Raw genomic sequence first — 17037 nt, forward strand, 5'->3', positions numbered from 1 at the left:
TCACCCCAACCACCCCTCACGATCCAAACTCCTATATTGAATAGCCTCACTAATATGAGAACCATTAACTTCTTCTACACCTTCTAAATCTGCAATCGTCCTAGAAACTTTCAAAATACGATCATAGGCCCGAGCAGAAAGATTTAAACGCTCCATAGTAGTTTTTGACAGTCAACAAACAATACTTCCGAATCTGCTTCGTATTCATCTACGTATTATAATGTACAACACCAGAGTCAGAGAAACGATGGGTTTGAATCTCTCTAGCTTCTGTAACCGCTTTCTAATATCTACAGAGGATTCACCTTTTCTATCATCAGATAATTTATCAAAGGGTACAGGTGTTACTTCAATATGAATATCAATTCGATCCAATAATGAACCAGAAGTCTTACTCAAATACCGTTGCATTTCCGCAGGACTTAAAGTAACCGGCGCATTGGGGTCATTAAAGTAACCACCCGGGCTCGGATTCATACTCGCTACCAACATAAACGACGATGGATAAGTCACCGTAAACTTCGCACGAGAAATAGTCACTTCCCTATCTTCCAACGGTTGTCTCAACACTTCTAAAACCCCACGCTTAAATTCGGGTAATTCATCTAAAAACAAAACACCATTATGAGATAAAGAAATCTCTCCCGGTTGAGAAAATTCTCCGCCGCCTACAAGTGCTACATCGCTTATGGTGTGTTGCCATTTGTAACATTCAACTCAAGGCTGAAAAGCCGAGCTTGTTGCCTTTTCTAGACGAAACCGACCATTCACTCGGAGCGGAGTTAAAAAGGCGGCGTTTAGCCCTAGAATGGATACAGGAATACACAGCACAGCACTTTCAAGTACTAAAAGATTCTTATTAAAAGTGGGAATGGAATCAAATAAGTCCTCATACAAAAAATAGGAAAAAAGTGAATTGTTTTTTAGGGTTTAACTATTGGGATGATAAAATAAATTCACTTGCAAATAGGGTTTTAATTTACCGTATTGAACATAGTCTTACAATAACAGAATTGTCTGAACAAATTGGTGTCAGTAATGGAATTATTGAACGAGTTGAAAAATCTAAAATATTAGTTTCTCAAAAGATGATTAAAAGAATTGAAGAGTATATTATATAACCATTTTTCTACTTTAATCTCTCAACTAACTGTCCAGTTTTTTGTTGCAAGTCCAGCTTTGCAATGCGTCGAAGAATATACAGAAGTACAGGTTATTATTTGTAAAGATAATGAGAGTATTACCATTAATAATATTGATAAGGTTATTAGAAATTTAACAGAGAAATAGCTTTGGTTGCTATTATATGTCATTAGGGAATTTATCAAAAATTTTTAGCAAATTTTCTCTTTTTTCAACGCCCACAACATTTAGGTAAATTTATGTTGTTTCCAATGTGGCATCAAGCCATTTCTTTACCATAGTAATAAGAACTTTTGTAACCGCATGAACGGCAAAATCATGACGAAGCCCTCTGGCGCAACTTTGAATACTTGTTATTTTTGCACGGAACATAACATGCTTAACATAACGGGATTCAGAGCGCAGAGAGAACCGCTACAAACATTTCTCAAGACCATGAAACCATATATAATGCTATCTATAAGTGAATTAAAGTAAAAAATCCGTTAGAGTTAAATTTTTATCCCTTAGAGATATACAGAGGACAAATATTATCTATTCCTTTAGTATATCAAAAAAACATGATATGATACGCTCTAAAATAGTCTATGAAGATGTCATCAAGAGATTGTTGACTATTCTGAAATTGTATCTCTTTTACACACATAGATATTATTAAAACCTAAATATTAACTCAATTTAAATAACCCTTGGAACCAATGAAAAACAATATTATGTTAATGCTGTTGGTGTATTGCACCATGAGCATTTCTCTTTTTGCACAAAAAAGTAATAAAGAGCTCGCCAATGAATACCTGAACCTAAAAGGGGAAGTGATTTTTAGCTTCACAATCAACAACAAAGCAGAATTAAGCACTATTACAAAGGAATTAGCTATTGTTCACTTTGATGAAAAGACCAATAGCGTTAAAGTAATGGCAAATAAAAATCAGTTTTCATCTTTTTTACAAAAAAACGTTGCTTTTACAGTCATTTCAGAAGATAACATCGTAGGGTATAGAACTATGACTTCTGATTTACCTATTAAAGCCACTACGTTTCCACTTACGGCATACCCAACATATGCTGATTATGTAGCAATGATGAATGATTTTGCCACCAGTAATCCGTCCTTATGTAAAGTAGAAAATATTGGAGCTACAGGCGAAGGAGATAAATCACTACTATTTGTGAAATTATCAGATAATGTAAACCAAAATGAGCAAGAACCTCGGGTAATGTATACTTCCTCTATGCACGGTGATGAAATAGCAGGGTATCCTATGATGCTTAATCTTATTGACTATTTACTTGGAGCATACAAGAATACAAGTCATCCAAAACATATCGAGATCAAAAATCTTTTGGATAATAGTGAGGTTTGGATTAATCCACTGGCAAATCCTGATGGTACGTATCGCAATAGTCCTAATAACACATCTGTCGCTAATGCTACCCGAGGAAATGCTAATAATGTAGATTTAAATAGGAATTATCCTGATCCTGATGATGGTGCTCATCCTGATGGAAATACATATCAGACAGAGACCATTGCTTTTATGAATTTTGCAGATACTAAACATTTTGTATTATCTGCTAATTTTCATGGAGGAATAGAATTAATCAATTACCCATGGGATACATATGCTGGAGCACATCCTGATGAGGATTATTTTCTACATATTTCTAAAGAATATAGAGATCACTGTCAGGCGAATAGTCCTTCCGGATATTTTGATGCATTAAATAACGGAATTACGAATGGTTATGCCTGGTATGAAGTACAAGGAGGAAGACAGGATTACCAGATATATAATCAGAAAGGGAGGGAAGTAACTGTTGAATTGTCAAACAATAAAGTGCCTGCTTCCAATCAATTAGTGAATTTTTGGAACTATAATAGAGATGCTCTTCTTGCATTTTTGAAACAAGTAAATTATGGTATCCATGGAGTAGTAACTGATGCAGTAACCAACCAACCGATACAAGCTAAAGTAACAGTTGTTGGTCGTGAGAGTTATGATTCCTGGACACCAACAGAATTACCAGAAGGAGATTATTACAGACCTATAAAGGCAGGAACTTACAATGTTTTGTATGAAGCAGAATGTTATGAATCCCTTACTTTAACAGGAGTAACAGTAGCAGACTATGCTGCGGTGATTAAAAACGTTCAATTAACACCTATAGGTGGAGTAGCACCAACAGGATTAACAGCATCAAATGTACAGCCTACTACAGCAACGTTAAGCTGGAGTGTTAATTCTGGAGCCACATATAATGTAAGGTATCGCGTAATAGGAAGTTCGAATTGGACAACCTTATCTTCAAATACAAATACGATTAACATAACTGGGTTAATTGCTACAACTCAATATGAAGCTCAGGTAAGAAGCAATTGTGGAGGGGGAGCAAGTTCTCCTTATGGTCCCTTAATGAACTTTACAACTACGGATACCTCGATTACGTACTGTGCTTCTAAAGGAACTAATGTAAGTGATGAGTATATAGATTATGTAGGGTTAGGTGGTATTACTAATACGACAGCTGCAAATGCAGGATATGGAGATTTCACCAATTTAGTAGCGAATATCGGAACCGGAACAAATACAATTGTAGTAAGTGCCGGTTTTACAAATGTGGCATACAGCGAATATTGGAGTGTTTGGATTGATTATAATCAGAATGGCACCTTTGATACTGAAGAGCAGATTGTATCAAATTTGTCCAATAGTAGTGCTAATCAATCTTTTAATTTTGATGTTCCTGCTACAGCTTTATTAGGTAATACAAGAATGCGTGTGTCTATGAAATATAGTACAGCGTCGGCGCCATGTGAAACTTTTACCTACGGAGAAGTAGAGGATTATAGTGTAAATATTAGTACCACCTTACTTTCTAAAGGAAACGAAGCTTCTTTGGTAAATGACTTTATATTGCATCCAAATCCGATAAAAGAAGCAGAGGATTATAGTGTAAATATTAGTACCACCTTACTTTCTAAAGGAAATGAACCTTCTTTGATAAATGATTTTATATTGTATCCAAATCCGATAAAAGAAGGAGTGTTATTTATAAAAAACATGAATCAAAAAAATGTATCCTTCAGAATTGTTAATTATGTGGGGCAAACGATTATGAAAAATCAATTATCGGGAGATAAAATTAACGTAGCGCGTTTATCTAATGGGATGTATTTTTTAGAAGTAAATACAAGCAACAAGACTATTACCAAAAAGTTTATTATAACTAAGTGATTTTTATATGTAAAATAGAAGCTTCCGGAAGATTTATCTTTCGGAAGCTTTTTTTTGATTGAACCTGTTCGGTTTTTAGATTGAAGTACACCGCTACTGCTAGTTTAAAAACTAGTGGAGACAAGAGTAAGCAAAAACAATTAATTCATTTTAATTTAGATTAATATCTGTATTTAAATTCCTGCCTTCACTTCAACTACGCTCAGTGACCATGTAGGAATTCATCACCCTGCTAGCGCGAGCATCTTGCTCGTGCCGTTAAAGATTTGCTTTAAAATATCAAAATCAATACTATTTCTTACTCATGCCTTCACGAGCATGACGCTCGCGCTAGCAAAATATTAGTTTAAGATCATATATCAATTTTCAAAATAGTTTGATCTTCTTGATAATTTCTTGCACTGCTATATTTCCAATCGATTGGATTCGTAACAAAACCTGCTTCAACAGGGTTATTATGAATATAATCTATCTTTTGCTGCACTACTTTATCACTCCATAATTCAATTGGTTTATTATGCTGTTGCCAAAATTGACGTCGTTTTACATTACTTTTTTTCTTTCCTGCTCGTTCCATCATCCACAATAGCCATTCTTTTCTACTTTCTTGCGAATTTTCTTCTATAGTTTTTATTAATTTCCGAGCAGTAAAACCTTTAAAATCTCTAATCAACCCTGACGGATCTTCATTTTTAGAACGAAATATTAAATGAACATGACTTGGCATAAAACAATAGGCAAACACTTCCATTCCTTTTTCTGCTCTACAATAATTTATACTTTCTTCTAAAACATTAAAATAAATTTGACGAATAAAAACATCTAACCAGTAAACCGTTGCAAAACTTATAAAATATGCGCCTTGTTTGTTATGGAATTTATATTTTCTACTCATAAAACTATATTTCTTTTCTAATATCAAGAGCTCGACATTCGAACTAGCTGTTGCTCCTTATAAACACTAATATTAAAAGATTCCTGCCTTACTGAAACAAGTTCAGCATACAACGCTGGAATTCATCACCCCAACCACCCCTCACGATCCAAACTCCTATATTGAATCGCCTCACTAATATGCGAACCATTAACGCCTTCTACGCCCTCCAAATCTGCAATAGTCCTAGAAACTTTTAAAATTCTATCATAAGCGCGTGCAGATAAATTCAAGCGCTCCATAGCTGTTTTTAATAATTCTTTAGAAGCTTCATCCAACAAACAATACTTCCTAATTTGCTTAGTATTCATTTGCGCATTATAATGCACAACATCAGATTCTTTAAAACGATCGGTTTGAATTTCTCTGGCTTTGGTAACCCGCTTTCTAATATCTACCGAGGTTTCTCCTTTTCTATCATCAGACAACTTATCAAAAGGAACAGGAGTGACTTCAATATGAATATCGATGCGATCTAATAACGGCCCTGATATTTTGCTTAAATAGCGTTGCATTTCTGCCGGACTTGAGGTTACAGGTGCATTAGTGTCATTAAAATAACCTCCAGGGCTTGGGTTCATACTTGCCACTAACATAAACGATGATGGATAAGTTACTGTAAACTTTGCACGTGAAATCGTCACTTCTCTATCTTCCAACGGCTGTCGCAATACCTCTAAAACACCTCGCTTAAATTCTGGCAATTCATCTAAAAACAACACACCATTATGAGATAAAGAGATTTCCCCGGGTTGTGGAAATGCACCACCACCTACGAGTGCTACGTCAGAAATTGTATGATGAGGACTCCTAAACGGACGTTGAGCCATTAGTCCGGAATCTTTTATTCGCCCCACCACCGAATGTATCTTAGTTGTTTCTAAAGCTTCATGCAAGGTCATTGGTGGTAAAATACTAGGCAAGCGCTTCGCTAACATAGTTTTACCAGCTCCCGGAGGACCTATTAAAATAATATTATGTCCACCAGCCGCTGCAATTTCCATACAGCGTTTAATACCTTCCTGACCTTTAACATCGGAAAAGTCGAATTCCGGAAACTCCAAGTTTTTATAAAATTCCTCACGAGTATTGATAATGGTTTGTTCAAGTGGTTCTCCTTTATCAAAATAATTTATAACTTGTTTAATGGTTTCTACACCATAAACTTCCAATCCATCTACAATGGCAGCTTCTTTAGCATTGGCTGCCGGTAAAATAAAACCTTTAAAACCTTCTTCTCGTGCCTTAACCGCTATAGGCAAAGCGCCTTTTATGGGTTGTAAACTTCCATCAAGGGAAAGTTCCCCCATGATTAAATATTTCTCTAAAGTTTCAGCCTGAATTTGTTTTGAGGCAGCAAGAATTCCGATGGCTAAAGTAAGGTCGTATGCACTTCCTTCCTTTCGTAAATCGGCTGGCGCCATATTTATGGTGATCTTTTTTCCGGGGATTTTATAACCATTGTTTTGGAGAGCTGCTGCAATACGATAATTACTTTCTTTAATGGCATTATCTGGCAATCCGACTAAATGGTAACCTATTCCAGAATCTACATTTACCTCAACGGTTATTGTTGTGGCTTCTACGCCGAAAACGGCACTTCCGAAGACTTTTTTGAGCATACAATAATTCTATTAACGGCTAAATGTAGGAAAATTAACCTAAATATAAAATTCAGATATTTTTTAATCCATCAGGTTTTATTTTTACCGCATTAGAATTAGTATTATACTAAAGAATAATACCAGATACTTTCGAAGTATTTAAAATAGTTATGACACTATTGGGTTATTATTTTACTATAACTTTTTTAGTAGTTTTCCCTTTATTTGTTATAATTTCTACAAAGTAAGTTCCTTTTGCAAGTGTAGAAACGTCTATTAGGTCTGTTGTTGATACTTTTACCAAAGTACCTAAAACCGTGTAGATAGCTGCTTGTTTTAACCTCAAGTTTTCTTTAAAAGTAATTTGCAAAGTATTAGATACAGGGTTTGTATAAAAACCAACCTGTTCTTCCTTCATAAAATTATCACTGGATAAAACATTATTTAAATCAAATACACGCACATGGCCTGAAGAAACACCATTACCATCATTAAGTCGTGCTCCAATGGCTACGACTGAACCATCTGCAGATATAGAAACACTTCCTTCTGAATTATCATCATCACTAGCATCACCAGATGCTTCCTCAACAATACTATTTCCCATTTTAACCCAACCTGTAGGGATATCTCTATATTTATACACTTGTACATAACCTGAACGAGAAGCACTATAATCTCTACTTCCTGGTGCTCCAATTGCCACTACAGTTCCATCTGCAGATAAAGAAACACTAGTACCTAATTCTTCATATATTGACTCCCCTACTATATCACTTCCTACTTGAACCCATCCTAAAGAAGATCCCATATCTCTATAGATACGCACATGTCCAGAACGTTTAGGATGTCCATCAATGTTATAATATCGTGCGCCAATAGCCACCACTTTCCCATCTGCTGATAAAGAAACACTTCCTCCTGATTCATTTACAGCAGATTCACCATCAATATCATTCCCCACTTGCACCCATCCTAAAGGAGTTCCCATATCTTTATATACACGTACATGACCTGAAGAAATACCGTTATCATCACTCCCTCGTGTACCAATAGCCACTACTTTACCATCAGCGGATATAGAAACACTATCTCCTGATCCATCACCTTCTGTTTCCCCATCAATGTCGCTACCTATTTGAATCCACCCCAAAGATGTTCCCATATCTTTATACACACGTACATGACCAGAAGTTAGCCCATTACCATCATTATATCGAGCAGCTATGGCTACAACTGCCCCATCGGCAGATAAAGAGACACTGTCTCCTGAAAAATCCAATGCTGATTCACCGTCAATATCGTCACCCACTTGAATCCATCCCAAAGGAGTTCCCATATCTTTATACACTCGTACATGCCCTAAAAATGTACCATTACCGTTATTAAATCTTGCACCAATGGCCACCACTTTACCGTCGGCAGACAAAGAAACACTTCCTCCAGATTCATCACCTTCTGCTTCTCCATCAATATCACTGCCTACTTGAACCCACCCCATGGTTGAACCCATATTTCTATAAACACGAACATGTCCCGAAGAAACACCATTACCATCATTAAGTCGTGCTCCAATAGCCACTACTTTACCATCGGCAGATAAAGAAACACTGTCTCCTGATTCATCACCTCTGGCTTCCCCATCAATATCAACACCTATTTGTGTTTGCGATAGTATTGTAAAAGGTATCAATGCAATTAGTAATAAAATATTTTTCATATATTTTTTTGATGTTTTTCTAATTTAGAAGCTGTCATAAAGTTGGTACGAAAATACCTTTTCTTGTATGATTTTAAGCAAGTATTTTGCTTTTATTTTACCACAAAAATTCCTGAATTCTCATTAAAATTAATATTGGTAATTTTTGGATTCCAAACCGTAAACAAAACTTCCAAAAGCTTTTTTAAGTATGTAATTGTTTTCCAACTGTTAAGAAACTAAAACGCACAAAAATGCCACCATGCAAAACATGATGGCATAAATCATTCACTTACCCATTTACAAACAAACTACAGAAAGGTCATTAATAATGATTTCGTTTCTCCTGAAGACATGCTTTTAACATTAATCATATAAATTCCAGGTTCTCGGAATATATTGGATTTTAATTTCAATTTCTTCGGACTTGCCTTTTTGTTGTATAAAAGTCTTCCATGAATATCAAATATTCTGACTTGAACATCGCTATCGTATCTCCTTAAATCAACCGTAAAGGTACTTCCAGTAATTGGGTTGGGATAAGCTCTCAATACAGAAGTTAACGGATAAGTATCTTCCTGTTTTTTAAGCCTTTTACTCGCTAACTCCGAATTATAGGTTATAACTAACTGAGGTTCTGTAGCGCTATTTTCTTTAGAAGCAAAAGCCACATCATCACTACCGCTCGATGCTGTAAGAATTAAACTCACATTACCACCACCACTCAACGAACTGGTATTTAAGTCCCAAGTATAAGTATTTCCCGGGTTAAATGGACCTTGCTTGGTTGCTAGTGTGCCACTGGACGAAGGTGCATTACTACCAGACACATTACTTTCTGTCCAATTATTACTATTTGCTAAGGCTGCCGAAATAGACAACGATCCATTACCCGCATCGGAATTACAGGTCATTTTTAATTGAGCCGACGTAATCGAACCATTAATGCCACTCAAGTCATACTGCAAATAGCCTATTCTAGCCCTGCTTGTATTTTCCACCCGAATAAGGTTATTGTTATTATTCGAACCATTCTGAGTATAGGCATCATGTATCGGTGATAGTGTTACTGTTTGTGACCCTCCGCCAGGAGAATCGACAGACAAGTTAATCCTAAACCTATAATTTCTTGTCAGGTTTGTTAGGGTGCTCAATCCACCTGTAGGGGCTGCACCTTCTGAGACACTGGCTGAGTTACCACTGGCTGAGCCACCGCTATACCAAATCTCGTCTGCGGGACTATTGGAGTCGAATGGTATTACCGATCCTATGCTTCCTCCAGAGCCATTAGCATTGGCATCCAAAAATCCTGGTGCGATGGTCTCTCCGTTAGCTAGGGTAATCTGCTTGGCTGTACCGGTATTGAATGCTACCGTGTTTTCACCTACATTATAGGCAGATGAGGCTCGAGATGTCCCTACTGCTAACACTGTGAAATTGTTATCGGAATTTACCTTTACTACAAATGGGGTAACGGGGTCGGCTTTCCTGTTGGCATAGAATACAAATTCGTCTACGTTTAGGGTCTGGCTCGCTCCTGTATTGTTCGTATATGTTTCTGATTCATTGATGACCAAATTAGACTTCCAACCGTCTATCCCTGCATTGGTATTGGTTGGATTTCCTATAGAAATACCACCTCCGGGAGGAGCATTCGATACCGTAACTGTAGTGGTGTCTGTAAATCCACCATCTGCTGCTGTTACGGTAATGGTTGCTGTTCCTGCCGATACTCCAGTTACGACTCCGTTAGAATTAACGGTTGCTACTGACGTATTGTTCGAAGACCATGATACCGATTTATTGGTTGCGTTTGAAGGTGATACGGTTTCATTTAACGGCTCTGTTTCACCTACGTTCATTGATACCGCGGATGGTGAAACTGATACACCCGTTACTGCTACAGGACTACCATCATCAGGGACTAACGTCCAAACCCTTACCCAATCATAGTATGACGTGTTTCTCGTAGGGTCTGTAAGCGATGCATCGGTAGGCCGCTGTTCCCAAGTGTACGTTTCGGTTACCATACATATAAACATACCTCGATTAAAAGGCGTCGATGTTTTATCTGTTCTAAACTGCACGGTTTCTCCTTCTTGATCATCAAGGTAAAATGTCACTTCATTAGCATCTTTCCACCAAGCACCATAGGTATGAAATCCTTCGTCGCTTTGCTGATTAGATCCGTTAGGAGCTTTTATAGGTCCCGTAGTTGTGCCTCTGGAAAAGAACTGCTCGTTACCACCGCTACAATTTTTCCATCTAAAATGGGTGTTCGATTTCATATGCGTGGCAAAAACAGGGTTATTCGTAGCATCTCCAATCGTCTCGACAATATCTAACTCCTGACTATAACTATCTCCGCCACATCCTCCCGGTAAAGGTGCTTTTCTGTTTTCTAACCAGAACGTGGTTGACATTCTGGTGGAAGAAGCCTTTAATCGGCATTCGTAATAAGCGAATTTGGTGTTTTCGTTTACAGAAGTCACAGCTCCTCCGTAAATTTCATATCCATCAAAAGGTTGATTAAGAACACCGTTTGTAATTTTCATGTATCCATCTCCCACCGAAATTGAAGCAGGATTAAACCATGCAGGCCTCCTACCATTCCAGAAAGGATGTTCTTTTCTCCATTTGGTAAGGTCAAGGTTATTACCATTGAATTCATCTGAATATACTGCCGATAATTGCCACTTATAACCCGGGGGCGCTGTTGGAGGATCTGCAAAACCCGTTTTACCAATTAAGAGTATACTTATAACTAGTATTAATTTTTTAATTTTCATATCGTAACTATTTTATGTTTTATAAAGTTTCAGTTTTTGTTACTTTACTCGACAACCGCTTTTATGGTTTGACGGTGATTATCACTTAAAACATTGATAAAATAGAATCCTTTTGAAGCAAAAATATTTGAGTCGAGGATTAACTGGTTTTCAGAAGTTTTTGTTTTGTAAACCAATCGTCCCATAACATCAAATATGGTAATATTTGTAGGGCCATTATGCTTGTAAAAGTTAATTTTAAATGCTCCATTAGAAATTGGATTAGGCAAAAGTTTAGCTTCAGGCCTGTTCGATTTAATGACACTTAAAGCTGCCGATTTAACCGCCTTGCTTGCACTAGAAGAGTTATAGGTAATTACCAATTGAGGTTCGGTTACACTATTTTCCTTTGAAGCAAATGCCGCATCATTACCACTTGTAGCAGAAACGACCAAACTTACATTACCACCTCCACTTAAGGCATTTGCGTTTAACGCCCAGGTATAAGTCGATCCGATGCTATAAGTGCTATTAAGGTTCCCCAATAATGTACCTAAGCCAGGCTTGTTTGAATTAGAAAGCGTGGTTTCCGTCCAATTGTTGGATGTACCGAGGTTAATATTGATGTTACCATTTCCTGAATCACTATTACAAGTCATTTTAAGATCTACATTGGTTATTGTTCCCGTAACACCACTTAGATCATACATAAGATACCCTACTCTATTTCCAGATTCTATTCTAATAATATTGTTATTAAAGTTAGTAGAACCTTGTAAGTAAGCATCGTGAATGGGTGACAGTGTAACGGTTGTTGATCCTCCACCTCCAGCGGTAACCGTAACATTGCTTGTGGCAGTAAAACCTCCATCTGCTGTTGTAACTGTAATGACCGAGGTTCCTACAGCCACTGCGCTAACAACGCCACTACTATTTACTGTTGCTACCGATGTGTTGCTTGAACTCCAGCTAACACTTTTATTTGATGCATTAGAAGGTGAAACGGTTTCTGTTAGATTTCCTGAATTACCAACGGTTAAGTTAAGTGAGGTTGGCGCTACGGTTATTCCGGTTACGCTAACGCCCGGATTCCCTGTATTTACGGAAAGGTTGATCTTAAACCTGTAGTTTCTTGTTAGGTTTGTTATAGTACTTTGCCCTCCTGTTGGAGCTGAACCTTCTGATACGCTGGCTGAATTACCGCTAGCTGAACCTCCACTATACCAGATCTCGTCTGCGGGACTGTTCGAATCGAATGGTATTACCGATCCTACACTCCCCCCGGAACCATTGGCGTTAGCATCCAGAAAACCAGGTGCGATAGTTTCTCCATTAGCTAATGTAATCTGTTTGGCTGTTCCTGTATTAAATGCTACTGTATTCTCTCCTACGTTATATGCCGAGGAAGCTCGAGACGTTCCCACAGCCAATACCGTAAAATCATTATTGGCATTAACTTTTACAACAAATGGTGTAACCGGGTCGGCTTTTCTATTGGCATAAAATACAAATTGATTGACATTAAGTGTTTGGCTGGCTCCAGATGTATTTGTGTATGTTTCCGATTCATTAATAACCAAATTGGACTTCCAACCATCTATCCCCGCATTAGTATTTGTTGGATTTCCGATAGAAATAGTGCCAGGCGGTAAACTAGACACGGTAACAGTAGAGGTATCTGTAAATCCGCCATCATTTGTTGTTACGGTAATTGTTGCCGTACCAGTACTTATTCCTGTTACCATACCACTAGAGTTAACCGTAGCTACTGCTGTATTATTAGAAGACCACGACACCGATTTATCTGTTGCATTGGATGGTGAAACGGTTTCATTTAACGTCCCTGTATCTCCTACATTAATTGATAATGCCGATGGTGAAACCGTAATACTTGTTACATTAACGGTACCACTAGGTGTATTGGTTACATATCTACTCCAGAACTTAGCAGTGCTATCGGCATTCGATCCAATATTAAAAATCCACCAGTTTTCGGCACAGTCGGAATAATCAACCCCATCAAAATGAATATAAGACCAATCATGAGGATATCCATTGGGCCATAGTGTATCAATAATATTATCTGCTTCTGTCCAAAGCTGACTTGCAACTGGATTCACCGAGCTTTTAGCTTGTGCAATCCAGGTACTTTGTTTACTTCTATACTCAGGAGTTTCCCAGGGACCACGATCTCCCCAACCCGCACCAAATGGTGCATTACCATCATCAATAGCAAAATATTTGGCTTTATCTTTTACATAGTTCAGATCGGAAGAAGCCGTTTGGTTTTCATTCCAGTTACTATGCTGAACAACAATAACATTGTTCTTAACTGTTGAGGCAGATACGGTTTGTAGCACTTGTGCAATCCAATCTGCCGTAATATTAGATTGCCCGGCTTCCTGAACCCATACCTTTCCCCCTGCTTGTAGAATAGGTACTACCTTGTTTTTAATATTGGTAACCGATGCAGACCAATTGGCATCTGCGTCTGTCCAGTTGCTACTTCCAAATGCCATATTGAACAAGTTATCAGAGTCGATAAACTGTCCATTCTGAATTCCTACAGCTCCTGCAACGGCGTAATACTCAACACCGGCAAGGTCTGGATGCGCTAACATGCAACCCAATGCTGCTTGCGCATGAATGTCGTCTGGGTCTGGTTTACTATCAAACTGAGCAATTAAAATGTCAGTGTTTTTGTTAAAAAAAGGTCGTTGAGCAAAAATTTGTGTAAATGCGGTCGCTAAGACCAACATAAGAATTGGTAAAACTTTACGTTTCATTTGATAAAAATGTTAAATTCGTTTACGTTTTCCTCTTGTATACTTCAATACAAGTAAGCGTCAAATCGGTTAGAATTTTTATCAATGTGTAAATGTCAATGCCAGTGTGACATCTTATTAAATTTTTTACCACCCCATATTCCACATTAATGGGATTGGATATATTGGCTTTTTTAAAAACCAACTATGTAGCAATACCAAATAGTATTTGGTTTTAATTTTGTGTAGTAATAAAAATTGTGCTATAATTTTTATTACTATTACTTTAGGTAAGTGATTTAAATATATAAAAAAAAGAATATATCATCCTAATAATCAAATATTTATTTCAATTATTAAGTTGTAAAACGACCGTTTGTCGTATGTAGCTAAAACCATGATTAGAATGAGAATTTCCTGAAAGCAACTATGCTTACTTGCAATTGCTTATAAAGTTTTAATCTTTATTTAATTGAAAATTAAAACACACAAATTTATATTCATTTTTACCGAAAAATGAATTTGCCTCACAATTAAGAATTACATTATTGGGGAATTTTGGAAAAAATTTAAGTTTTAAAAATATAAGGCCTCAAAATAATTTTGAGGCCTTAATTAATACTTAGCATAACTTAAGTTATAACCATCCTAATTATGAAATATGCCAAGTACTTTTCTTGTTTTAGTAATTCAAATAGTCACTGTTTCGCGAATGTTATAGCGAGTTGGTATGTTGAGAAGCTGTACTTATTAATGATGTAAGCCTACGAGTAGAAATTGCATGACCCACCTTGTTTATAATCGAACCAATAAATGCAAATACGCTCAATAACCTTTTACGTAACCCATAATCTTTTCCATAATTAAAGTGATAAGCCCTGCGTAAATAAGAGAAGCCTTTGGGTTTAGTTTTACTAATAGGGTAAATAGCTTCTTCCGTTACAACTGTTGAACCTTTAAAAGTTTTAAGATTATGATCGGAAACTAAATCATCTGTAAATAAAACGGGTGCATGATCTAGCTGCTCTGGAAACATCTCCTCCGACTGTCTTGTTGAAAGTATCCGGTTTTTAACAGACGTTGTCGTATCAATAGACTCATTTAAACATTCATCTTGTTTTGTGAAGTTTTCCACAAAGCTTTCCGTTTCTTTTGATGACGATTTATAATCTTGCTCATACCTTACTTCCATTATATTTCTGTTAATGGTAAATATGAATATGGATTTTACTAAACGGCTATAAAAAATAGTCCAGTACATGTCCGTGCTGTTGGTTTCCGGAGTTAGTACTTTTACACCCCAGTCACTATCATTCGAACCATATTTATCAAACACCTGAACATTTTTTCCATTGTTAGATATAATAACCTTTGCTATTTTTTTTGTGTTTTTATCATTATTAATCCAAATACCATCGATGGTATTTTTAAAGGTTAAAATATTTTGAGTGGTTTCCATCTTGAGAGACTTTTACGGTTTATTTTGATTGTCGAGTATTATAGCTCAAAACTATTTCTAAAAACGTATTAACTCAAGAGGGAAATACTTGAAAACCAGACAGGAGAATATTCTAAAAAATGTCAGGTGTATTATTTTTAAACAAGGGTGTTTTTCCCCTTTTTTTAACAAGATAACCCCTATAAACAAAAGCAAATAACATATAAAAAACTGAAAAACAAATACTTACAATAAAAACGTGTTCGACATAACATCTTAATAGCGTATAAAATTCAATTTTTAATATGTATTTTTGAAAGTAACCATTTAATTAAAAACATAGATGAAAACAAAATCGAATCAAAAACTGGCTATCATTTTATTAATTATGGCATTGTTCTTCCAATCATGTGAAGAAAAGAAAAAAGTAAAGCCTCCGAAACAAATTATCGACTATGAATATGCTAATACTTTAGAAGAAGAGTATAAAAAAACACGAAGTGTTGCTATTAGAGAATATCTACAAATAGATGACGCTCGTGAGTTCTGGTTTGACTTAAAAGGATTAAAACAGTACATTAAATTTGTAGAACAGGAAGCCAAAGAATTAGGCTACGAAAATTTAGGTATTCGTATTTATAACGGCGCCTACCCAAAGGATGACAGATATCCTGATCCTGGTTATTCTACGGTTTTTTTAGTTCCTACAGGAAATAAAACACATTCAAAAGCAAGTTTTTTGCCAATAACTACAGCAGTTGGTGATGATAATATTACTAATATTCCAGCCTATAATTATGGGCATGCCGGAAGACCTCCAAAGGATGTAGATTAAAAATTTTAATGCTTTAAATGAATAACTTATACCTATATACCATTGACCTACTTGAATTCATAACGGCAATTGTTGCACTAATCCATTATAAAAAATATGCTCACTCAACAGAACGTTATTTTTTACATTTCTTATGGTTCACTTTTTTAGTAGATTCCATATTAGGTGCACTGCTTAGTTATTTTAAAATCGACAATACATGGGTTTATTACAGTTATACAGGTATAAGTTTTTTGTTTTTTTACAGGTGGTACTATTCTATTTTAATACATAATATGTATAAAAAGATAACAATAGCACTAAGTGCTGTATTCGTGATTCTGTATATTTTAAATGGACTATATACCGAATATCAAGAATACAGTTTCGTAATAGGAGCCTCTTTTTTGCTAATTTTAGCCGTATTTCACCTACATCAATTATTTAATTCGAGCTATACTTTAAAAATAAAATACAAACTAAGTTTCTGGATAACAACAGCTCTTGTACTTTTTAATATAAGTATGATACCATTTATGTTATTGTCTAAATATTTTAATGTTCTAATTAATAATTCAGCATTTACCATTATCTTGGTTTTCCTAAATATGGTTTTGTATGGCTGTTATATAATAG

General features: G+C 36.1%; 10 protein-coding genes and 1 pseudogene. 3 read left to right on the forward strand and 8 right to left on the reverse strand.

Going from position 1 to position 17037, the window contains the following annotated elements; genetic code table 11:
• Window positions 1–696, reverse strand: a pseudogene (locus tag C1H87_RS02205) (ATP-binding protein); the annotation flags it as partial.
• A 215-nt stretch (window positions 697–911) separates the two neighbouring features.
• Between C1H87_RS02205 and C1H87_RS23705 the strand changes: the two are divergent.
• Window positions 912–1121, forward strand: a complete 210-nt coding sequence (locus tag C1H87_RS23705; RefSeq protein WP_158655101.1) for a helix-turn-helix domain-containing protein — start codon at window positions 912–914, stop codon at window positions 1119–1121.
• Between the two features lie 259 nt (window positions 1122–1380).
• Here C1H87_RS23705 and C1H87_RS23640 read toward each other — a convergent pair whose 3' ends face one another.
• The gene (locus C1H87_RS23640) at window positions 1381–1515 is read right to left on the reverse strand and encodes a hypothetical protein (RefSeq protein WP_262497900.1); all 135 of its coding nucleotides are present in this window, start codon (window positions 1513–1515) and stop codon (window positions 1381–1383) included.
• Window positions 1516–1841: 326 nt separating this feature from the next.
• On the opposite strand from C1H87_RS23640, the gene C1H87_RS02210 reads away from it, so the two are divergent.
• Window positions 1842–4379 carry a M14 family zinc carboxypeptidase gene (locus C1H87_RS02210; protein WP_102754252.1) on the forward strand — a complete coding sequence of 846 codons (2538 nt, stop codon included), beginning with the start codon at window positions 1842–1844 and terminating at the stop codon, window positions 4377–4379.
• A gap of 352 nt (window positions 4380–4731) precedes the next feature.
• Here the strand turns inward: C1H87_RS02210 and C1H87_RS02215 are convergent, their stop codons facing one another.
• From C1H87_RS02215 to C1H87_RS02240, 6 genes are all read right to left on the reverse strand, one after another.
• Entirely contained in the window at window positions 4732–5274 is a 543-nt protein-coding gene (locus C1H87_RS02215) for an REP-associated tyrosine transposase (protein WP_102754253.1), read from the reverse strand.
• A gap of 125 nt (window positions 5275–5399) precedes the next feature.
• Window positions 5400–6935, reverse strand: a complete 1536-nt coding sequence (locus C1H87_RS02220) for a YifB family Mg chelatase-like AAA ATPase (protein ID WP_102754254.1) — start codon at window positions 6933–6935, stop codon at window positions 5400–5402.
• A 169-nt stretch (window positions 6936–7104) separates the two neighbouring features.
• Window positions 7105–8637, reverse strand: a complete 1533-nt coding sequence (locus C1H87_RS02225; protein WP_102754255.1) for a T9SS type A sorting domain-containing protein — start codon at window positions 8635–8637, stop codon at window positions 7105–7107.
• A 290-nt stretch (window positions 8638–8927) separates the two neighbouring features.
• Window positions 8928–11405 (reverse strand): CBM96 family carbohydrate-binding protein, encoded by a 2478-nt coding sequence (locus C1H87_RS02230; RefSeq protein WP_102754256.1) that lies wholly within the window; start codon window positions 11403–11405, stop codon window positions 8928–8930.
• A 44-nt stretch (window positions 11406–11449) separates the two neighbouring features.
• A complete protein-coding gene (locus tag C1H87_RS02235; protein ID WP_102754257.1) occupies window positions 11450–14170 on the reverse strand; it encodes an Ig-like domain-containing protein in 2721 nt (906 codons plus the stop codon).
• A 694-nt stretch (window positions 14171–14864) separates the two neighbouring features.
• Window positions 14865–15608, reverse strand: a complete 744-nt coding sequence (locus tag C1H87_RS02240; RefSeq protein ID WP_102754258.1) for a hypothetical protein — start codon at window positions 15606–15608, stop codon at window positions 14865–14867.
• A gap of 322 nt (window positions 15609–15930) precedes the next feature.
• Between C1H87_RS02240 and C1H87_RS02245 the strand changes: the two genes are divergently transcribed.
• Complete coding sequence (locus tag C1H87_RS02245) at window positions 15931–16422, forward strand: hypothetical protein (RefSeq protein ID WP_102754259.1); 492 nt, start codon at window positions 15931–15933, stop codon at window positions 16420–16422.
• Window positions 16423–17037 lie beyond the last annotated feature (615 nt).

It is taken from the genome of Flavivirga eckloniae (genome assembly GCF_002886045.1).
Taxonomy (GTDB): Bacteria; Bacteroidota; Bacteroidia; order Flavobacteriales; family Flavobacteriaceae; genus Flavivirga; species Flavivirga eckloniae.